This is a genomic window from Chryseobacterium sp. IT-36CA2, from assembly GCF_949767875.1.
Taxonomy (GTDB): domain Bacteria; phylum Bacteroidota; class Bacteroidia; order Flavobacteriales; family Weeksellaceae; genus Chryseobacterium.
In genome coordinates, this window is the sequence record NZ_CATKPG010000011.1 from 324,494 (window position 1) to 345,191 (window position 20,698).

23 protein-coding genes are annotated in these 20,698 nt (G+C 36.2%); 7 read left to right on the forward strand and 16 right to left on the reverse strand.

All coding sequences use genetic code 11. The features are described 5' to 3' along the window. Window positions 1-24: 24 nt before the first annotated feature. From groL to ACM6F9_RS02385, 6 genes are all read right to left on the reverse strand, one after another. Window positions 25-1,650: a chaperonin GroEL gene (groL, locus tag ACM6F9_RS02360; RefSeq protein ID WP_414844235.1), complete on the reverse strand. Its 1,626-nt coding sequence runs from the start codon at window positions 1,648-1,650 to the stop codon at window positions 25-27. A 103-nt stretch (window positions 1,651-1,753) separates the two neighbouring features. After that, window positions 1,754-2,032 carry a co-chaperone GroES gene (locus ACM6F9_RS02365; protein ID WP_034696138.1) on the reverse strand — a complete coding sequence of 93 codons (279 nt, stop codon included), beginning with the start codon at window positions 2,030-2,032 and terminating at the stop codon, window positions 1,754-1,756. Between the two features lie 115 nt (window positions 2,033-2,147). Further along, a complete protein-coding gene (locus tag ACM6F9_RS02370; protein WP_414844236.1) occupies window positions 2,148-2,939 on the reverse strand; it encodes a TerC family protein in 792 nt (263 codons plus the stop codon). Continuing rightward, on the reverse strand, window positions 2,926-4,134 hold the full coding sequence (locus ACM6F9_RS02375) for a cation:dicarboxylate symporter family transporter (protein WP_414844237.1): 1,209 nt from the start codon (window positions 4,132-4,134) through the stop codon (window positions 2,926-2,928). The genes ACM6F9_RS02370 and ACM6F9_RS02375 overlap by 14 nt, the downstream gene beginning before the upstream one ends. Window positions 4,135-4,180: 46 nt before the next feature. Next, the gene (locus tag ACM6F9_RS02380; protein ID WP_414844238.1) at window positions 4,181-5,467 is read right to left on the reverse strand and encodes a CitMHS family transporter; all 1,287 of its coding nucleotides are present in this window, start codon (window positions 5,465-5,467) and stop codon (window positions 4,181-4,183) included. A 27-nt stretch (window positions 5,468-5,494) separates the two neighbouring features. Further along, window positions 5,495-6,187 (reverse strand): DUF2490 domain-containing protein, encoded by a 693-nt coding sequence (locus ACM6F9_RS02385; protein ID WP_414844239.1) that lies wholly within the window; start codon window positions 6,185-6,187, stop codon window positions 5,495-5,497. A 355-nt stretch (window positions 6,188-6,542) separates the two neighbouring features. On the opposite strand from ACM6F9_RS02385, the gene ACM6F9_RS02390 reads away from it, so the two are divergent. Both ACM6F9_RS02390 and ACM6F9_RS02395 read left to right on the forward strand, forming a co-directional pair. Next, window positions 6,543-7,451 carry a sensor histidine kinase gene (locus ACM6F9_RS02390; protein ID WP_414844240.1) on the forward strand — a complete coding sequence of 303 codons (909 nt, stop codon included), beginning with the start codon at window positions 6,543-6,545 and terminating at the stop codon, window positions 7,449-7,451. Then, window positions 7,444-8,142, forward strand: coding sequence for a LytR/AlgR family response regulator transcription factor (locus ACM6F9_RS02395; RefSeq protein WP_414844241.1), 699 nt, complete (start codon window positions 7,444-7,446; stop codon window positions 8,140-8,142). The genes ACM6F9_RS02390 and ACM6F9_RS02395 overlap by 8 nt, the downstream gene beginning before the upstream one ends. A 53-nt stretch (window positions 8,143-8,195) precedes the next feature. Here ACM6F9_RS02395 and ACM6F9_RS02400 read toward each other — a convergent pair whose 3' ends face one another. The 5 genes from ACM6F9_RS02400 to ACM6F9_RS02420 form a co-directional block, all read right to left on the reverse strand. After that, window positions 8,196-8,330 (reverse strand): hypothetical protein, encoded by a 135-nt coding sequence (locus tag ACM6F9_RS02400; protein WP_262484685.1) that lies wholly within the window; start codon window positions 8,328-8,330, stop codon window positions 8,196-8,198. A gap of 234 nt (window positions 8,331-8,564) precedes the next feature. Beyond that, window positions 8,565-8,702, reverse strand: coding sequence for a hypothetical protein (locus ACM6F9_RS02405; protein ID WP_165790518.1), 138 nt, complete (start codon window positions 8,700-8,702; stop codon window positions 8,565-8,567). 156 nt (window positions 8,703-8,858) lie between these two features. After that, window positions 8,859-9,581, reverse strand: coding sequence for a hypothetical protein (locus tag ACM6F9_RS02410; protein WP_414844242.1), 723 nt, complete (start codon window positions 9,579-9,581; stop codon window positions 8,859-8,861). A 56-nt stretch (window positions 9,582-9,637) separates the two neighbouring features. Continuing rightward, entirely contained in the window at window positions 9,638-12,022 is a 2,385-nt protein-coding gene (locus ACM6F9_RS02415; protein ID WP_414844243.1) for a M1 family metallopeptidase, read from the reverse strand. Between the two features lie 68 nt (window positions 12,023-12,090). After that, window positions 12,091-12,669 carry a HupE/UreJ family protein gene (locus ACM6F9_RS02420; RefSeq protein WP_414844244.1) on the reverse strand — a complete coding sequence of 193 codons (579 nt, stop codon included), beginning with the start codon at window positions 12,667-12,669 and terminating at the stop codon, window positions 12,091-12,093. Window positions 12,670-12,820: 151 nt separating this feature from the next. On the opposite strand from ACM6F9_RS02420, the gene ACM6F9_RS02425 reads away from it, so the two are divergent. The 4 genes from ACM6F9_RS02425 (at window position 12,821) to ACM6F9_RS02440 (ending at window position 14,001) form a co-directional block, all read left to right on the forward strand. After that, window positions 12,821-12,949, forward strand: a complete 129-nt coding sequence (locus tag ACM6F9_RS02425) for a hypothetical protein (RefSeq protein WP_414844245.1) — start codon at window positions 12,821-12,823, stop codon at window positions 12,947-12,949. A gap of 164 nt (window positions 12,950-13,113) precedes the next feature. After that, entirely contained in the window at window positions 13,114-13,278 is a 165-nt protein-coding gene (locus tag ACM6F9_RS02430) for a hypothetical protein (RefSeq protein ID WP_414844246.1), read from the forward strand. Continuing rightward, entirely contained in the window at window positions 13,272-13,403 is a 132-nt protein-coding gene (locus tag ACM6F9_RS02435) for a T9SS type A sorting domain-containing protein (protein WP_414844247.1), read from the forward strand. Before ACM6F9_RS02430 ends, ACM6F9_RS02435 begins: the two co-directional genes overlap by 7 nt. Before the next feature lie 82 nt (window positions 13,404-13,485). Continuing rightward, window positions 13,486-14,001 carry a DUF6702 family protein gene (locus ACM6F9_RS02440; RefSeq protein WP_414844248.1) on the forward strand — a complete coding sequence of 172 codons (516 nt, stop codon included), beginning with the start codon at window positions 13,486-13,488 and terminating at the stop codon, window positions 13,999-14,001. Window positions 14,002-14,006: 5 nt separating this feature from the next. Here the strand turns inward: ACM6F9_RS02440 and ACM6F9_RS02445 are convergent, their stop codons facing one another. Then, window positions 14,007-14,600 (reverse strand): ACP phosphodiesterase, encoded by a 594-nt coding sequence (locus ACM6F9_RS02445; RefSeq protein WP_414844249.1) that lies wholly within the window; start codon window positions 14,598-14,600, stop codon window positions 14,007-14,009. Between the two features lie 126 nt (window positions 14,601-14,726). Next, window positions 14,727-16,076 carry a DNA repair protein RadA gene (gene radA / locus ACM6F9_RS02450; protein WP_414844250.1) on the reverse strand — a complete coding sequence of 450 codons (1,350 nt, stop codon included), beginning with the start codon at window positions 16,074-16,076 and terminating at the stop codon, window positions 14,727-14,729. A 139-nt stretch (window positions 16,077-16,215) separates the two neighbouring features. On the opposite strand from radA, the gene ACM6F9_RS02455 reads away from it, so the two are divergent. Further along, window positions 16,216-16,785 carry a YceI family protein gene (locus ACM6F9_RS02455; RefSeq protein ID WP_414844251.1) on the forward strand — a complete coding sequence of 190 codons (570 nt, stop codon included), beginning with the start codon at window positions 16,216-16,218 and terminating at the stop codon, window positions 16,783-16,785. An 87-nt stretch (window positions 16,786-16,872) separates the two neighbouring features. On the opposite strand, the gene ACM6F9_RS02460 is transcribed toward ACM6F9_RS02455, so the two are convergent. The 3 genes from ACM6F9_RS02460 to ACM6F9_RS02470 are packed head-to-tail and all read right to left on the reverse strand — an operon-like array spanning window position 16,873 to window position 20,624. Beyond that, window positions 16,873-18,582: a bifunctional alpha/beta hydrolase/class I SAM-dependent methyltransferase gene (locus ACM6F9_RS02460; protein ID WP_414844252.1), complete on the reverse strand. Its 1,710-nt coding sequence runs from the start codon at window positions 18,580-18,582 to the stop codon at window positions 16,873-16,875. A 3-nt stretch (window positions 18,583-18,585) separates the two neighbouring features. Then, complete coding sequence (locus tag ACM6F9_RS02465; RefSeq protein WP_414844253.1) at window positions 18,586-19,887, reverse strand: phosphatase PAP2 family protein; 1,302 nt, start codon at window positions 19,885-19,887, stop codon at window positions 18,586-18,588. Continuing rightward, on the reverse strand, window positions 19,869-20,624 hold the full coding sequence (locus ACM6F9_RS02470) for an SDR family NAD(P)-dependent oxidoreductase (protein WP_414844254.1): 756 nt from the start codon (window positions 20,622-20,624) through the stop codon (window positions 19,869-19,871). The genes ACM6F9_RS02465 and ACM6F9_RS02470 overlap by 19 nt, the downstream gene beginning before the upstream one ends. Between the last annotated feature and the right edge of the window lie 74 nt (window positions 20,625-20,698).

The window sequence follows — 20,698 nt, forward strand, 5'->3', positions numbered from 1 at the left end:
ATTAATTTGTCTTAGCTTACGCTACTACATCATTCCTGGCATTCCACCACCCATTGGCATAGCTGGTTCAGCGCTCTTCACTTCAGTGATAACACACTCAGTAGTAAGAAGCATTCCAGATACAGAAGCTGCATTTTCAAGGGCAACTCTTGTTACTTTAGTTGGGTCAATGATTCCTGCTTCAAGCATTTGAACATACTCGTCAGTTTTCGCGTTGTATCCGAAGTCTCCTGTTCCTTCTGCTACTTTAGCAACAATTACAGAACCTTCACCCCCTGCGTTAGCAACGATTTGTCTTAATGGCTCTTCGATTGCTCTTTTCACGATTTTGATCCCTGTAGTTTCGTCAGAATTGATTCCTGTAAGGTTGTCTAAAGCAGAGATTGCTCTTACTAAAGCAACACCACCACCTGCAACGATACCTTCTTCTACAGCAGCTCTTGTAGCGTGTAGAGCATCATCTACTCTGTCTTTTTTCTCTTTCATTTCTACTTCAGAAGCAGCCCCTACATAAAGAACAGCAACACCACCAGCTAACTTAGCTAATCTTTCCTGAAGTTTTTCTCTGTCATAGTCAGAAGTTGTAGTTTCCATCTGAGCTTTGATCTGAGCTACTCTTCCTTTGATTTTCGCTTCGTCACCACCACCGTTTACAACAGTTGTGTTGTCTTTGTCGATCGTTACTTTCTCAGCAGTTCCAAGCATATCCAAAGAGATGTTTTCCATAGTGAAACCTTGCTCTTCAGAGATCACCTGTCCACCTGTAAGGATAGCGATATCTTCTAACATTGCTTTTCTTCTGTCTCCGAATCCTGGAGCTTTTACAGCAGCAATTTTAAGAGAACCTCTTAATTTGTTAACTACCAAAGTAGCTAAAGCTTCCCCTTCAACTTCTTCAGAGATAATCAATAGAGACTTACCACCTTGTGCAATTGGCTCAAGAACTGGCAATAGTTCTTTCATTGAAGAGATTTTTTTCTCTACTAAAAGGATATATGGGTTTTCTAGTTCAGCTAACATTTTCTCAGGGTTAGTCACGAAGTAAGGTGACTGGTAACCTCTGTCGAATTGCATACCTTCTACAACATCTACTGTTGTATCGATACCTTTAGCTTCTTCTACAGTGATTACTCCTTCTTTTCCAACTTTTCCAAAAGCTTCAGCGATCAAAGCACCGATTGTTTCGTCGTTGTTAGCAGATACAGAAGCTACTTGCTTTACTTTATCTGTAGAATCTCCAACAGCCTGAGACTGTGTTTTAAGGTTTTCAACAACTGCAGTTACAGCTTTGTCGATCCCTCTTTTAAGATCCATTGGGTTAGCACCAGCAGCTACGTTCTTAAGACCTTCTCTTACGATAGCCTGTGCCAATACAGTAGCGGTAGTAGTACCATCTCCTGCGATATCATTAGTTTTGGACGCAACTTCTTTTACCATTTGCGCTCCCATATTTTCTACTCTGTCTTCAAGTTCGATTTCTTTTGCAACAGACACACCATCCTTAGTTACGTGTGGAGCACCGAAAGATTTTTCGATAACTACGTTTCTCCCTTTAGGACCTAAAGTTACTTTTACTGCATTAGCCAATGCATCTACTCCTCTCTTTAGAGCGTCTCTTGATTCAATATCGAATTTTATTTCTTTTGCCATTTTTGATTAGATATTAGATGTTAGATGTCAGATATTAGACAACTAACGATAGTTTTTTAATTTGATTTTTTAATCTTAAATCTGCTGTCTTTGATCTGAGATCTTAGCCAATAATTCCTAATAAATCAGCTTCTCTTACGATTAAGTAATCTTTACCTTCCAACTTCAATTCAGCACCTGAATATTTTCCATAAAGAACTTTGTCACCTACCTGAACAGTTGTAGGCTCATCCTTTTTACCAGGGCCTACTGCTACTACAGTACCTTCTTGCGGCTTTTCCTTTGCAGTGTCCGGGATAATAATACCTGAAGCTGTTTTAGTTTCTGCAGCGATAGGCTCTACTAGAACTCTGTCTGCTAATGGTTTAAAGTTTACTGACATAATATGTTTATTTATTAATTATTTCTGCATTGTATTTCTCTAAATGTATGCCATGCGACACTGGTGGATGAAATGGCAGACTTTTATTTCCGAATGTGAAAATTTGGCAGAAAAATTATTTTTTGCGGGCTGGAAATCCCAAAAGATAGCTGGTAGCTACAGGTACTACAAACAATAGAACGGTAATGGCGGAAACTAAAATTTCCATGGTATGGCTGGCTAAAAATTGAGCGAATGCCGTAGCGGGGTAGAAGTGCTCATATAACGATAAACTTAGTTTAATTCCTAAAATAGCAATGACAGCAAAAGCGGCAGTTTCCAAAAAAGGAAAAATCTGCATAAGACGAACGAACCACTGTGCAATAAACCTCATGGCTAAAATTCCTATAAATACACCCAGCGTAATCAGTAGCAAATTGTCTGAAAAAGCCACTGCAGCAAAAACATTATCTATAGAAAAAGCAAGATCCATTACTTCTACAATAGCAACCGTTGCCCAGAATTGCCCTAGTAGTCCGATAGAATTTTTATACAGCCAGCTGGATTCTTTGTCCGGGTTTTCCTCGGCACCTTCATCATCCTCTTTATTTTTAACCTTTTTGATAAACCAGTCAAAAGAAATATAGAGAAGGTATAATCCTCCCAATGGTTTCAGCCACCAGACGGAAATCAGTACGGAAGCAAAAATAAGAGCCAGTCCGCGAAACAGGTATGCTCCAAGGATTCCATATTTTAAGGCTCTTTTTCTTTGATGCTCTGGTAAATCCATCACAATGGTTGCCAATACCGCTGCATTGTCTACAGAGAGAAGACTTTCGATAAGGATAAGATTGCCTATGATGGCTATTGATTTTGCTGGGTTTTCTAATATGTCATTGAATAGGTGTGTGAAATCAGGAAATATCATTTTTTAAAGGAATAGTATTTTGGTTAAGTTTTGAAATAATGGCAGCAGAAACTGTAATGCCTATGAAGTTGGTAACAGATCTGGCTTCATTCATAAAGCGGTCTATGCTGTATAACAGAGCAAGATCTGTGGTGGGAATTTTTCCAAATCTGCTTAAAGTAAACATAAGGGCAAGGAAACCTGATCCGGGTACTCCCGAAGCTGTTTTTGAAGCAATTGAAATGGTTATAAAAAGCCAGAAATAATCTTTTATGGTAAGTGGAATATTATAAAACTGGATAAGGAAAATACATGAAATTGAAAGGTAAATACACGCTCCTGCCAGATTAAAATTGTATCCGAGAGGGATTAAAAGACGAAGTATTTTGCGGTCATAACCTTGGGATTCCATTTTATCAAAGATCATCGGGAATGCGGTCTTTGAAGAGGAAGTTGCTACCACAAGAATAATTTCTTCTTTGATGCTGATCAAAAAGTCCCAAAGGTTAATCTTAAAGTAAGCCGTTATAACACCCAATATCCCGAAAATGAAAAATACACAGGTGAGATATACCGTGGCAACAATTTTACTTAATGGCAGCAAAGTATTAATTCCATACACTGAAATTCCATAGGCGATATTAGAAAAAATGACAATGGGAAGAAAGATGTAAACATACTTGATGAGTTTGAAAAACAGATTTCTTCCCAGGTCAATGGTTTTAAGAATGTTATTCTTTTTCTTTGAAAGACCAATCAGGATACCTGCAGTTATTGATATTAAAAGAAAAAGTACATAGTTGCTAATATGTAAAGGATTTGTTGTTCTTGTTAAAAATCTTTCCGGAAGTGCTTTGTGGGAAGAAATAATAATTCCTGTATTGGCACCCGGTTTTAAAAGAAGACCGGAACCGATGCCCAATAAAATACTGATGGATGTGATGATTAAAAAATACAGAACCATCTGACTTACAATTTTAAAAGCATTTTTGGTACTGAAAATATAGCTTACTCCATAAGTGACTGCAATGAAAATAACAGGAATAATCAAAACCTCAAGAAGCGTGAAAAAGTAACTGCTTACTGTTTCCAGATGTTTACTGACTTCCGGAAAATAATAACCGGTTAATGCTCCACAGATAATGGCTGTGAACACATACAGAGTAAGGTTTCTTAAATAGGAGTCTGTAAACGTTTTTTGCTTAGAAGGTTTCATCATTCACTTTTTATAAGGTAAGATTACAAAATTCAAAGATATAATCTTATATAATACCAAGAGCTAATGCACTCAGCAACATTACAATTGATGATCCTATAGCCCATTTTAAAGTGAATTTCAGATGGTCAGAGAATTCAACCCCTGCCAGTGAAACCAACAGATAAGTAGAAGGAACCAAAGGGCTTAATAAGTGAGAAGCCTGCCCTACAAGACTGGCACGTCCCAAAATATCAGGAGGAATATTCAACTGGCTGCCCGTTGCTGTGATGACAGGTAGTATTCCAAAATAATAGGCATCATTGGTCAAAAAAAAGGTAAGCGGTACACTGAATACTGCGGTGATGACATTCAGATAGCCGCCCCAGGTTTTAGGAACAATACTGATAATGCTGTTTCCCATAGCATTCATAATTCCGGTACCATTCAATATTCCTGTGAAAATTCCTGCTCCGAAGATCATTCCTGCTACGGATAAAGCATTTCCAGCATGTTTTGAAATGATTTTCTGCTGGTCTTTCAGCTTCGGATAATTAATCAGAGAAGCTATACAGAAGGCAATCATAAAGGCAATTCCCAAAGGAATAATGTCCAGAATCATCACACAAAGCAAAATAATGGTCAGGATTAAATTAACAATAATAAGTTTCGGACGTCTTAATGCAGGGTCATCTTCACCGGCAATATCCTGCCCGCTGTATTTGGTATATTTTCCATGTTTGCTTATCCTTTTTTTCTCTCGAACTCCCAAAATATAGGCTACAAAAAATACCCATACCAGCCCGATCAGCATGACCGGAATCATAGGAACAAATATTTCAGTATGCCCCAGTTTAAGAGAGCTCATTACTCTCGCGGTAGGACCTCCCCATGGTAGAATATTCATAATACCACCTGCGAGCATAATAATACAGGTTAAAATCAGAGGATTCATTCCCTGTTTTTTATAAAGTGGGAGTAATGCTGCCACCACAATAATGTAAGTGGAAGAGCCATCGCCGTCTAAAGAAACTAAAGTGGTGAGAAGGGCAGTTCCGATGGTTGTTTTTACAGGATTATCTCCTACAGCTTTTAGTATAACATTCACAAGAGGTTCGAAAAGCCCGGTGTCAATCATCAGACTGAAATACAGGATGGCAAAAATCAGCATAACCCCCGTAAGTGCTATTTCTTTGACACCATTTTTCATCATATCTCCGAGTTCAGGTCCGAATCCTGCCACTACAGCTATAAGGACCGGCACAAGAACTAAGGCGGTAAGCGGAGTCATCTTTTTGTTCATGATGAGAATCATGAAGATGAAAATCATTAAAAAACCAAGAAATGTAAGCATAGTTTTATGTAAATATTAATGGGGTTATTATTGTTTCTTTTTTCTCCAGTCAAAACTGTTTCTGAAACCTATAAACCCATAATTGCTTGTTTTTTGGGTTTCCAGCTGATTGATAAAGGCAAGTTCCAAAGCCGAGTTTTTCCCCAGTTTTATTCCAAGGCCTGCAGTAATACGATTGCTGTCGAAAGGTTCTAATTTATCAACATTCATTCTTATTTCATTTTTAAGAATACCGTAGAGCTTTTCTTTTTCTCCTTTTTTATTAAAAGGGATTCTGACAGAGATCAGATACCGGATTCTTACTTCAAATTCATCAGGATTGCTGATAAAACGTTCTTCTACTCTAAGACGGTTCGAAATTGACGTTCTGCCAATAAAATAATCAGCAGTTACCTGTTGGAAAGGTCTTTTTTCATATCTTATCTTTTTAGAATCGTCAGCATTATAAGATTCAAGGATCAGAAACATGGCTCCTGCAGCAGGTCTGATATTTTCTGCCACTTCATAATCTACATATGCATTCACAAGGAAAAGCCTTGTATCGTAAGCCAGGTCAAAAGATCTGTATTGGGTAAGTGCAGTTAAAGTACTTTTATCGGTTAATTTTGCCGACATGAGGTACTGAAACCACATATTATAGTTGTCTTTACTCTGGCTACGTAAAAGACCAGTTATCAAGCAAAATGATAAAATAAGCGTTAATTGTATATTAAGTTTCATGTAATATTTGATTAATATTGCGGTTTCTCAAATATATTTATTCGGGAGAGCGGGCTTGAATTTTTTCAATCAATGACAGTTTTTCTCAACGAACTGCATTTTGATACAAAAAGATATTATATTTGATGCGTTTCAAAATAAGGTATGGACTATGTTTTTAATCATTAATTTTATAATTATATTATTGATTATCAGGATTTTATTTAGCGGTAAGATTCTGGAAAGTCTTATGAAGTACCGTTGGAAGTTTTTGTTGAGGTTTCAGCATATATTTTTCCTTTTCATCTTCATTTTGATGACTTATTTCACCGAAAACTACTTCTTGGATTCCACTCAGCTGGTGATAAGCATAATTTTGAATACAGTTTTCAATATTGGAATTTATTATCTGGTGTACTATTATTTGGTTCCCCGATTCTATCTATCCAATAAGTATCCGGAGTTTATTCTCTATGCTTTAATCTGTTTTTTAGTGTCCAGTCTTTTCAGGATTCTATGGGAGCCAGCCGTTTTTCAGATAGACTTCAGTGAAAAGGGTTACCATGTTGGTTTTCTGTATAATGTGTACATTTCGCAGGGAATAATAATCCTGGTAGGTTCTTTTTTGGGAATTACCAAAGACAAATTTTTAATAGAACAGGATGTGATCAGCCTTGGAGAAGAGAAAGATCAGCTTTACCTTGATTTGTTGAAATCTAAGCTAAATCCTCACTTTTTGCTGAATACCCTTAATAACATCTATGCGAACAGTTTTACCCATTCGGAAAAAACATCGGATTCTATTTTGCAGCTGAGCAAACTTTTGAAATATATTATTTATGACAGTGGAAAAGAAAAAGTAACCGTTTCTCAGGAGTTTTCTTCCCTGAAAGCGCTTGCTGCTTTGTACCAGCTTAAATATAATAACGAGCTTGATATTGTGATGGATATTGAAGATCAGGAAGAATTTGATATTGCTGAAATTCCGTCTGCTATATTGCTTACCTTATTTGAAAATGCTCTAAAACACTCGGCAATAGGGGAGGATGCTCATGGTTTTATAAAACTGTTCTGTAAAATTGAGCGGTCTGAACTGTATTTTGAAATTATTAATTCCGTTGGAAAAGATCGAATTCATGAAGTGGAATCCAATTATCACGGGTTGGGTAATGAAGCAATTATTCATATATTGGAAAAATTTTATTTGGATCAGTATGAATTTTATTCCGGACCGAAAGAGAATGATCAATATAAAATTGCTTTAACAATTACTATTAATGGCTAATCTGACTATCGTCAATGTAGATGATGAATATCCTGCATTGCAGCTTGTAAAACAATATTGCAATCAGCTTGAAGAAGTTGAATTACTGGCTTCATTTCAGAAACCGGAAGAAGCATTGGCTTTTCTGAAGGCAAATAAAGTAGATCTGGTGGTTTTCGATATCAATATGCCTGGAATTAATGGGGTAGAGCTTTTGCAGCAACTTTCAGATCCGCCGCTGTGTATTTTCCTTACTTTGGAAACAAAATATGCAGTGAAAGCATTTGAGCTGGATGTTGTTCATTATCTTATCAAGCCTGTAGATTTTGATACTTTTAAAAAAGCAGTCAATAAAGCAAGAGATTTTGTTCAGTTTAAAAGTTCGGCCAATAATCAACAGCAGGAAGACTATATCATGTTCAAATCCAATTATGTGATGAATAAAGTTTTCCTTAAAGATATCCTATGGATACAGGGATTCGGAGAGTATATTGTCCTGATGACACCTCTGAAAAAGTATATGATTCTGGAGAGGATGTCCAATTTTGAAGAAAAATTTCAACATTTCGGGTTTATCAGAATTCACAAGTCTTATATTGTGTTATCAGAGCATATCAATTCTTATAACTCCGGACATGTTTTTTTGAAAAACGGAGATGAACTTCCGTTGGGAAGAACCTATAAAAAGAATTTAAAAGAATATTTAGGATAAAAAATAAAGCCGGAAATTTCCGGCTTTATCTTAAATTGTTATCTGAAGACAGACTATGGGCAATATTGTCCGGGTCCAATCCACAGAATACACTGTCCTTTGTAATTGTATTCACAGCAAAAACGTCCTGCTGCTCCGCCATTGATAGATTTCTGAGCATCTCTGCTTAATAATTTAGCATTTTTCATAGTTAGAAATATTTTGATTTGTACGTTCCTGAGCATTTAAAGTCAATCAGGATTTTGACATTTGGTGTAAAAGAAGTAAATCAAATATACTATTTTTCCTAATAATGTGATATATTTTATTGCTGTTTTTTTTAAATAAAATTCTGATTATCAGATTGTAAATATGGTGAAAGATATAAAAAGAGAAAGCCGGGAACTTCCGGCTTTATTCAAAATTGTTATCAGATGATAGAACTAAGGGCAGTTTTGTCCCGGTCCGATCCATAAAGTACATTTTCCATTGTCGTCGCGTTCGCAGCATACAAGTCTGGCAGCAATTCCGCCATTGATTGTTTTTTGAGCATCTCTGCTTAATAATTTGGCATTTTTCATAAGTAATATTTTGATTGATACGTTCCTGAACATTTTAAAGTCAATCAGGTTTTTGACATTTGGTGTTTATGGTGATTCAAATATAAAGTTTTTTAAGTCAGGTTGTTATGTTTTTTGTAGACGAAAATGAGATATTGGTATCTGGATTTAAATAATTTATGGAGCTGTCTCTAAATACATTTTTCTTCCTGCCATTTCTATATCCTGTTTTACAATTTTCCTTGTTGCTGCATCAATATAATAGGTTACTGTGGTTGCTCTGTTGCTGATGTCATCATTGGTTTTTACTGCCCAAACCAGTTTTCCTTTATATTCTGTCTTTTGAGTATCCAGAATATAGGCTTTCATCATTCCCTTTTTCTCAGATTTGGGGTTATAATCGAAAATAGAAATCTCGGCAGTATAATGTTCTTTCAAAGGAAGATATCTGATCAGCATAGCATAGCTGCTGCTGTCGAAATAATGATCTGCAGGAATTTCAATAACGTCTTTTTTCTGAGATTTCTTATCCAGATAATATCCGGTGACTTTATCTTTTTCAGACTTGAGAACCATATCTCTCATTGAATTGTAAGAAGAGTGGTAGACTGGATTGAAATTTGAAGTTTTTACAAGAGTAGAATCCGTCCATTGAGCATCCGGAGCCTGTTTCATTTTTACAGTAGTTTTGATAAGAAGATCTGCTTTGTTCAGCTTTTTAATCTCTGTAACAATTCTTCCTATCTCTATTTTTGTGCCTGCATTTTCAGCAAACCATACGGCTTCAGAAGTTTCATCCTGAATAAGTTTTGAATTGATCCCGGAATTTTCAGGAGTAAGTAGCTTCTGGGAAAAAAAATTAGCACTACTTAGTATTAAAAGGAAAAGAATGGTTTTCATGATCTTTTTAATAATAAGTAGTGCTGTATTTGTTAAAAGTTACAACATTTTGATTTTTAACTCTTTCCGGCGGCCTGCATTGGATTAACCTTTCCGGTGGATCCTCCTCTTACAGAACCTGCTTCCTGTTTTTGTTTAAAGAGCTGGAATTTTGAAGTTTCAGCACCCGATCCGGCACTGGTCCATAAATTATTAGTTGTATCAATATCAGCCGTTTCTCTCATCGGATCAAGCTGAATAGATTTTACTTTTTTATCAAAATAATAGGTTTTGGAAACCTTTTGTTCGTTCAGTCTCCAGATTTGTGCAGCAGACTTGTCATATAATTTGGAACCATCTTCAAAAGTAAACTCAAGGATGATAGGCATTACCAGTCCGCCCTTGTTCACAAAATCGATCTGATAGCCTGTAATATTTTTGAATTTCTCTTTATCCTTGACATCTAAAGGAAGACCAGCTTCTGTTTTGATGGTGTATTCCTTATTACTCACTTTTTCCTGACCTCTGTCATATCTGTAATAGAAATCCTGAGCATCCTTATCACTGTCTACATAGAATTTAATATTCTTGTCTTCTCTGTTTCTGATTTTTGAAAGGTCTTCAAAACTATTTACCAAAGGTTTCTCAACCTGATATTTTACTTCAGCAGTAGCTTTTGGATCCGTTTCAAGGTTTGGAACAGCTACCGTTACTTTATCAATAGCGATATCGACAGGATCTGTACCGTAAAACCATCCTCTCCAGAACCAGTCAAGGTCTTCACCGCTGGCATCTTCCATCGTACGGAATAAATCCGCAGGTTCAGGATGTTTGAATGCCCATCTTTTAGCATATGTTTTAAAAGCTTTATCGAAAAGCTCTCTTCCCATGATTGTTTCACGAAGAATATTCAATCCAGTAGCCGGTTTTGAATAGGCATTCGGACCATACTGAACTATATTTTCAGAGTTACTCATGATGGGTTCCAGCTGGTCTTTCGGTAGCTTCATGTAATCTACGATAGTCCATGCCGGTCCTCTTTTAGATGGGAATTTATTATCCCATTTTTCTTCTGTAAGATATTCTGTAAATGTATTCAAGCCTTCGTCCATCCATGCCCACTGTCTTTCATCAGAATTGATGATCATAGGGAAGAAGTTGTGACCCACTTCGTGGATGATTACTCCAAGCATTCCATTTTTTGTTCCTTCAGAATAAGTTCCGTCTTTCTCCGTTCTTCCAAAATTGAAACAGATCATAGGGTATTCCATTCCGCTTGCTGCTTCTACAGATTGCGCTACGGGATAGGGATAAGGAATCGTAAATTCCGAATAAGTTTTGATGGTATGAGCAACAGCCTTTGTGGAAAACTTTCTGTAAAGACCATAAGATTCCTTTGGATAGAAACTCATTGCCATTACTTTATTATTGTTTTCAGGAATCGTTACACGCATTCCGTCCCAGACAAACTTTCTGGAAGAAGTCCATGCAAAATCACGAACATCTTTTGCTTCGAAAACCCATGTTTTTCTTTGTTTTGAATGATTTTTCTCTGCTTTTTTAGCTTCATCCAAGGTTACAATTTCAATAGGTTCAGACGCATTTTCAGCTTTTCTGTATCTTGATAGCTGATCAGACGTTAATACCTGATCGTAATTTTTACACTCTCCGGTTCCTCCTACAATATGATCTGCAGGAACATTCATAGAAACTTTAAAATCTCCGAAAACCAAAGCAAATTCACCTCTTCCGGTAAACTGATGGTTTTGCCATCCCTGGAAATCACTGTACACACACATTCTTGGATACCATTGTGCCATCGTATACAGATCATTCCCGTCTTCAGCGAAGTTTTCATAGCCGCCTCGGCCTCCCATTTTGATTCTGTCGGAAATATTGTAGTTCCAGTCTACTTTGAAAACAAATTTCTCCCCTTTTTTCAAAACTTTAGGAAGATCAATACGCATCATCGTCTTGTTGACTGTATACTTCAAAGGATTACCTGTGGCATCCGTTACTTTTTCAAGACTTACTCCATACCCATTGTCTTTCACAGGAAGCTCAGAAACTTTAAGCTGCTGATCTGTAGTGGAAGGACGAAGAATTGATGAAGCGTCATATCCTGCATTTCTGATGCTTGAATGTTCATTTTCATCAAGCTGCAACCAGATATAATCCAGATCGTCCGGAGAATTGTTGTAATAAGTAACGGTTTCCGAACCTTTCAGATTTCTTTTATCCTCATCCAGATAAGCGGAAATGTTATAGTCGGCTCTGTTTTGCCAGTATCCGTGTCCCGGAGCTCCTGAAGCCGTTCTGTAGATGTTGGGTGTTGGTAGAATAGTCCCCAGCTGCTCAAACTTGTTGCCATGGTTGCTGCCTGGGTTATTCTGAATATTTTGTGCGGTGAAACCTGTATATGCAAATACAGAAAGTGAAAGTATAACAACTTTTAGTTTCATAACCGAAAATGATTTATTAATGATCAAATATAGGAATAAGCTATTGAAATAATACCAATATTTAACTTTTAAAACGGAATTCTTTCCAAAGTCATTTTTAAGGAAAGTGCAAATACTCCGGAAGAGACAAAAAGAATCCAGTCTTTCTTATTCACTTTAAAAATATTAAGCAGTATAAACAGAATGATTAAAATAGCAGAAACAATTACAATCTGCCCAAGTTCGAGACCTATATTGAAGCCTAATAGCGGTAATGCAATGCTTTGACTTTTTGCGATCATTACTCTTGCTGTATTGGCGAACCCCATTCCATGAACAAGCCCGAATATGAGAGCAAGGTAATAATTGGCGCGCATCAAAGTCTGCTTCTGGTTTTTCATAATAATATTATCCAAAGAAGTCACCACAATAGTCAGAGGAATTAAAAATTCTACCCAAGAGGACGGAACTCTGAAAACATCAAGAATACTTAAAGCTAACGTAATGGAATGCCCAATTGTAAATGCAGTAACAAGAATCAGAATTTTTTTCCAGTCATTGTAAGAATAAACAGCGATCAAAGCCAATACAAACAGCTGGTGATCTAAGGCATCCAGAGAGATTATATGTTCCCATCCAAGGTTTAAATAAAAAAGAAAATCCTGCATTTTGATTAAGAAAATTTATATTTTGAATATTTTGTTAAAATGTTATTAATTTAATTGTTGTTTTCATCTTTTAGCTTTATTGATTGTCAATATTGTTAATTATTTATTTATAAAATAAAAATTGTATAATTGTGTATCTGAAAAAATGAAAATGGATATTAAAAAATTATTCTTTACAAAAGTACAAATTTCGCCCGGAGGAACGAAGCTTCTGCGAAATGCTACTGTAGCATTTTTAGGGTTGTATTCCTTGCCTTTTATGGGCAAGTACAGAAATTAGACTCCAGATTTGATATTTTATTGAAAAATATACAGGAACAAGTACAACAGGTACTACGGCTTCTTTTGGAGGAACAGCAACAATCATTACTCCTGATATTGCAGATATTATCTGGAATGATACCTACCAGTATTGGGAAGTAAGCTTTCAGGCAACAGGTTTTGGTGGATATTTTTGTTAAAACAGGTACAACACTGGGAACAGCCGATGTTAAGATCAATTCAGAAGTGAATATCACTCCGAATCCTGCGAAAGACTTTGTAAATGTAGTTTTGGGTAGACATTCTAAAGGAACGGTAACCATTTATGATGTTCAGGGAAATTGGTAAAAACGGTAAATGTAGATACCAACTCAGGTAGAATTAATGTTTCAGAACTGGTAAAAGGAACTTATCTGTTTACCATTGTACTGGAGGATAATACAAAAATTACGAAAAAAGTAATTAAAGAATAAGTCTCTATTAAACAAATTCAAATAAAAAAGCAGCAGTTTCTATAACTGTTGCTTTTTTTATATTTGCTGTAAAATAAAATTCATGTCGGGTAAGTTTTTTTTGAGTTTTCTTTTATTATTAACGGTGGTTTTTCAGAGCTTTACGAGCAGTGAAGCTTTTCACCCCTATCATGTAGGTTCTGTAGAAATTAACTATAATTCGAAATCCAGAACATTTGAAGTGACGGGAAGATTCTTCCTTGATGACATTGAAAATGGTTTAGGAAAGAAATATGGAGGAGCTTTTCATTTTAATGATGAAAAATACAAGACAAAACTGAATGATGCATTACAGAAATACTGTGCGGAATATTTCAAATTGAAAGCTGATAACAAATTTTTAAAGGTTAATTATATTGGCTACGAAGAAGATCAGGAATCTGTAAACGTCTTCATGGAATCTGAACCTGTAGCCACTCCAAAAAAAGTAGAAACTGCAGTAAGTTTTCTGTATAACCTTTTTGATGATCAGATCAATATCGTTCATATCATTGTGAATGGGCAAAGAAACAGTGAGAAACTTACTTATCCTAACCGTTATCTTTATAAGCAGTTTTAAGAATATTAATTTTCTAGCTGAATCAACTTATTAATTCCTTTCGCATGAGCTAGCAAGTCAGGGAAAAAGTCATCATAACATTGCTGAAGATGATCTTTGTTTTGTAAAAAAGCTTCAAAAACAGGAATATCTTTATCAAGATACTTTGCTTTATTCAATACATTCTGAATACTGAATTTAATTCCCCAGTCTTCGCGGTAATTATAAAGCCAGTCATCATGCTCCATTTTGATAAGCATTTTTTTGAAATTTTCCGGCAGCCATTGTTTGTTAGCATTTAAAACACTGTAAACCTTAAGAGAATGTGCTTTCCATTCTGCGAGAGTGTTTAAAGAAAGATCATTAGCCACAAAATAATCCATAGAAACATCTACAAATGCACCTGCATACAGTCTTACCAAAGGGGCAAATACTTTTTTGGCTTCATGAATGGCAGGATGAGAATCTGTAAATGTATCAATAGCTCTATGAAGAGTAATTCCGTCCTGAATATCTTTCGGGAAAGAGAAACGATCTCTGTTGCGGATAAAATCCTCGAGAAACTGTCCCACGATTTGCCCGTCGGTAAAAGAAAGAAAGGAATGCGCCAGATAATTCATAACTTAAAGGTATGAATTAAATGCTAATGTTGCGAACAATAGTGAATAGTGAATTCGCTTCGCTTGTGAATTTTTATCCACTCTCAATTGACTATTGATTTGCGTAGCAGAATTGACCCCTCACATTTAGAAAAGCCTCTCGTGAAAATCTTCAATTTTACTCACTTCTTCGATCTTGATACCAAATTTTCTCTTCGGAATTTTATTAAGATTGGAAACAAATATTTTTTCATACCCCAGCTTTTCAGCCTCAGTAATTCTTTGTTCCACCTGGGCTATAGGACGTATCTCTCCGCTTAACCCGATTTCTCCGGCAAAGCAGTAATGTTCTGAGATCGCAATATCCTCATTCGATGAGAGAACAGAAGCGATGACTGCCAGATCCAGTGCCGGATCATCAGTCTTTATCCCTCCGGTAATATTCAGGAAAACGTCTTTAGCGCCCAGCTGAAAACCAGCTCTTTTTTCAAGAACAGCCAAAAGCATATTCAACCTTTTTGAATCAAAACCTGTACAGCTTCTTTGAGGGGTACCATACACAGCCGTACTTACCAATGCCTGAATTTCCAGAAGCATAGGTCGGTTTCCTTCCAGAGTTACCGCTACGGAGTTACCGGAAAGTTCTTCAAATTTTTTAGTGATCAGAATTTCAGAAGGGTTTTTAATCTCTTTTAACCCTTGGGAAATCATTTCGTAGATACCAATTTCGGAAGTAGATCCGAAACGATTTTTATTCGCTCTCAGCAATCTGAAAAGATGATTTCTATCTCCGTCGAAATTCAGAACAACATCCACCATGTGCTCCAGTACTTTTGGTCCGGCAATTTGCCCGTCTTTCGTAATGTGTCCTACCAGAAATACGGGGGTGTTATTTTCTTTGGCAAATTTGATGATCTCATTGGAGCATTCCCGGATTTGGGATACTGTTCCTGGAGAACTTTCGATCAACTGGGACTGCAGCGTTTGAATGGAATCAATAATCATAAAATCCGGTTCCAGCTTCTTGGCTTCATGAAGAATTTTCTCCAATGAAGTTTCGGTAAAAAGATAGCAGTTTGGATTTAAAATATCCGTAAGTCTGTCCGCTCTCATTTTAATCTGGGATGCACTTTCTTCCCCGGAAACATAGAAAACTTTCTTTTTCATTTTCAATGCAAGCTGAAGGAGCAGAGTAGATTTTCCTATTCCTGGCTCACCGCCAATCAACGTAACGGATCCTAAAACAATTCCGCCTCCTAAAACGCGGTTCAGTTCTTCGGAAGGGGTTTTTATTCTCGGTTCCTCACTTGTTTCCACTTCAACAATATTGATCACATGTTGTTTGGTTTTTGAGAAAGGAGGTGTTTTATGAGAGGGTTTTTCAACCACTTCTTCCACCAATGTATTCCATTCTCCACAGTTTTTACATTGCCCGAGCCATTGTGGATATTGAGTTCCGCAGTTTTGACAGAAATATGCTGTTTTCAGTTTTGCCATACTGCGAAGTTATAAAAAAAGCATTTTTATTTTAGGGTCTAAATGGATTTAATATTAAAAACTAATCCATCAATGGTAGAGATTTCTTTCATATCTTAGCTTTGTTCAATTTAAAATAGTAATGTAAAATATAATTACAATGAAAAAAGTATTTTTATCTTTTGTATTTGTGCTTTTAAGTGTTGTTGCATTTGCACAAGGTACCTGGGAAGCAGACCAGATGCATTCTTCTGTCAACTTTAATATTAAGCACATGGGAATTAGCTTTGTACAAGGAAGATTTGATAAATTTGACGGAAGAGTAGCCACTAGTGGTGCTAGTCTGGATAAGGCTGATTTAAGCTTCTCGGTAAGTGTTGTTACCGTTAATACCGGAGTAAACGTAAGAGACAGGCATCTTGTAAGTGAAGATTTTTTTGATGTGGAGAAATATCCTACCATTGAATTTAAAAGTTCTTCCGTTGCAAAAGATAAGAACAATAATTATATCGTTAAAGGGAAGCTGACTATGAAAGGAGTGGAGAAAGAAATAACGGCTCCGGTTACCTTTGGTGGAATTACGAAGAATAAAGATGGAAAAGAAATCATGGGGATTCAGACAAAGTTTACACTAAACCGTCTGGATTATGGAATCAAATATGATCCTACAGCCGCTGGCATTGCAAAAGATGTTGAAGTAACAGCTTACTTTGAACTGGTTAAGCAATAACATTTCAAAAAATAAAATTAAAAAAGGTTTTCCGATCAAATGGAAAACCTTTTTTTGTAAAAGCTGATGAAAAAATCTGAATGAAATTTACAAGGATTGGTTTGAAACATTTACTTTTCCAGAAGAAACGGTAAAAATTCCAAAGTCATCGATCAGCATATTCTCTTTCTGAACAGTGTTAAAAGCCATCATTCTGTCCAGTTCCTTTTGTGAGCGTCTTCTCATAATCCAGTCTTTATTCTGATGGTTATTCAGTACATAGGCAATCATTTTTAATTGAGGATGCCATGGCTGTCCGGTATAAACGATGTAAGCATCTTTTTCCGAAATAGAATTCACTCTCTGAATTGCTTTGCTTGCCATTTCATTATCCCCGAAGAGTTCAAGAATTCCGGAAACAATGGTGATGTTGGGCTCAAAATTCAATTTCTGATAGGTCTGTGGATCGAAACAGTCGAAATTCGTAAAACGGATATGCTGATAATTCTTTTCTTTTATGATTTTTTCTCCAATCTCAATATTGGATTTTACAAATTCATTGATCACGATTTCCGCATCCGGATATTTTTCTTTAATGTCAAATAAATAATTTCCTGTTCCGCCGGCAATATCCAGTATTTTAACAGATCTTCCCTGTTGTTTTAAAGCTTGTATATTGTGTTCTAAAAGCTGCAATAAATGTTGTTTTCTAATGCGGATTCCCTTCCAGCCGATTGCGTTGAGGTAATTCTTATCCATCATTTTTCCGAAACCCAATTTTCCTTTCGGCTGATTCTGGTAAACATAATCCAACGAAGCTCCGGAATCGAAGCCATATTTTAAGCCGATCGCCATTCCGTTGCTGATTTTTCCGATCTTTCCCAAAGACAATTTCTGCATTTTAAAATTCAGGTTATTCCCGATATTATTTTGCAAATCTTTATATTCTTTTACAGAAAATTGATCAGGGGAAAGAGAGGCTTGCTTTATAGGTCTGTTGAAGCATTTTTCAACAAAATCCACAACTTTATCATAGACTTTTTCCTTTCCGGTATCGAATAGAATACCATGGAAAAAATCAGGAAGAACTTCATAGTGTTTCAAATCGGTATCCAGTTTTTCATGGAATGTTTTCTGTTCTTTATTAAAAACCACATGATCTTTTTCTGCAGCCAGAATCAAAGTCGGGGTGTCTATAGCTTCAGCATCTTCTACCAGACGTTTTCCGGCTTTTGCCAGATCAATAAGAAGTTCGGCATCAATAGATCTTGAGATCAGCGGATCTGTGTCATAGGCTTTTTGCTGTTCGGGATCATGAGTAAGCATTTTGGATTTTACATAACTTTTAATGATCAGCCCTTTCTTAAGCTTTGTTCCCAACGTAATCATTTCATTAGCGAGAGGAACAATGAGATTGATTTTAAATGCTGGCGCCAGAAGAGCCATTCCCGCGATAGAAGGGGCAAAATCATGTGCCCAGGCAGAAGCCACAACTCCGCCTATACTATTGGCAAGAACAAAAATATCTGAAGTTTTTATATGGTAGTGAGAACATATAAATTTTGAAAATGCATCAAGATCTCTCACGTAATCCATAAATACAGATGAGGTTTGGGTTTTTGTATGGCCATGTCCCCGAAGGTCGAATGCGAAGATATTGTATTTTGAAAACTGAGGAGATTGGGCAATATCATTCAGCCTTTCAGAATGCTCGTGTCCGCGATGGATCATGATGATACTTTTCTGGTGGGCCTGATAATTCCACTCACGATAAAAAATTTCACTGTTGTCAAAACTTTTAAAATGTCCGCTGTTCATAGTTTAAAATTTTTTTAGAAAATCCTCCAGATAAGTATGAATCATAGCATGCTTATTGTGGGTTTTCATCATGGTTATTGCTTCTGTAAGAGGTAAAGATAAAATATTTTTGATTACTAAAATCCCGATTACTGAACTTCTGGTGAATCCCATAGTACAGTGCATCAGAATCTTTCCATCCGGTGGAAGCTGTTGATAATGTTCTGTGATTACCGAAATCAGTTTTTGCGTTTCCTGAATATCGAGCGTTCCTATATCCAGAAATGGGAAAGAATAGTAATTCACTTTATCTTTTATAATGGTAGGTTCTTCCATTTCGGCTGATAGATCATAAACAATGGTTGTTTTGTCAATCTGGAAACCTTTCAGGCTTTCATGATCTGGTCTTGATGAAATATATAACCCGGGAATAACTTCCACGGGCATTCTGTTTTTTCGGAGAAATTTCCAGAATATATGATACATGAACAAATATGGGAAATAGAAAATTTTTTTAAGCCATGGAATATCTCCTGTTTTATTTTTTAAAAAGAAAATATTGTTTTTCTGATAATGATACCCGATCAGAAGAATCATGACAGCTGACCAAAGTAGAACCAATCCTATATTTCCATAGAATCGATCAACAAGAGTTGCTGCTAAAATGATTATCCATCCTGATAAAAAATAGAGGTTGGCTACATGGAAATTCCTGTACAGAAAATCATTTTTTTGATATGGAAAGATGATGAAACTTAAATGGGCAAGAATACTTCCGGTGACGATGTCAATAAAATGATGCTGATAAGTTGTCAAAGTAGAAATTCCCAGCAGAATAAGCCAAAACATTATTAAAGTTCTTCCTCTTTTTAAATTCCTGAAAACAGACCAGAAAATAAAAGCATAGGCAATATGAAGCGACGGAGCCTGATTGAACGGAGAATCAAATACTTTTAAAAACTGAAAAGAATATCCCAAAATAAAGCTGTTGACCTCGGGTTTTGGCAGAGAAAATTTTAAGGGGAATAATAAGAAACAAATCCCTGCAACAACAGTTACAAAAAGCATTCTTTGGGTCAAAACTTTCAGCTGTTCTTTATTCTGACAGAAAAAAAATACCAGACAGAAAAAGATCCCGCTCGTCATATAAGGAATGATGCTCCACAAAATAAATGGGACATATTTTTCAAAATCAAAAACAAAAGACGGAACATTTGTCAGTCTTGAAGTATACCATGCCGCAAAATTGTAAACCATCATAAATACAATGGCACAAAGGATCAGGGCGTACAGCTTCTGTTGTATTGTTAGTCGTTTTTCATCCATTTGGCTTTTCTGAACATGATGATATTTAATAATGAAGAAGGAAGCAGGGATAATGACTGCATCATCCACTTCATTTTTGAAGGAAAAATAATGAGTTTTTTCTGTTTTTCAATGGCTTCTGAGATTACATTGACTGCAGTTTCTACATCCGTGAGAAATGGTTTTTTGCTTAAATCATTTTGATTAAGCTGTCTTAATTTCTCAGTGTCAATGTATCCCGGTGCAATTGTAGTGACCGAAATTCCAAAAGGTTTTAATGCCCGTCGATAAGCATCCGAAATCTGAATAACAGAACGTTTGGTCTTCGTATAAAGACTGGAGTTTTCATATTCCAGTATCCCGGAAACAGAAGCAATAACAGCAATACTTCCTTTTTGCTGGTTTTTCATTACTTTTCTTGCCACCTCGAAGCAGTTTACGGTTCCCAGAATATTAATTTGAAGCATTTCCTCGGCTTCTTCATAGGTAATTCTTCCTGCCACATCTTCAGCATAGCTCCCGGCACAGTTAATGAAAATATCAAGACCGTTTTTATCCACAAGAAAAGATTTCAATGTGGATAACATGGCGTTTATATCGCAAACATCCGTCTGAAATTTTTTTAAACCCTTTGAATTATTTTCAGTGATTTTGGTAAGATCTCTTCCGCAGATTCCTACACTATATCCTTTAGAAAGATAATGTTTGGCCAATGCATAGCCAATACCCGAAGTTCCGCCTGCGATAAAAACGTTCATAAGTGATTGGTGGTTTTCATTTTTGTAAAAATAGATTTTAAAAGTGAAAATTGGGTGAATGTTTTTAATGATTG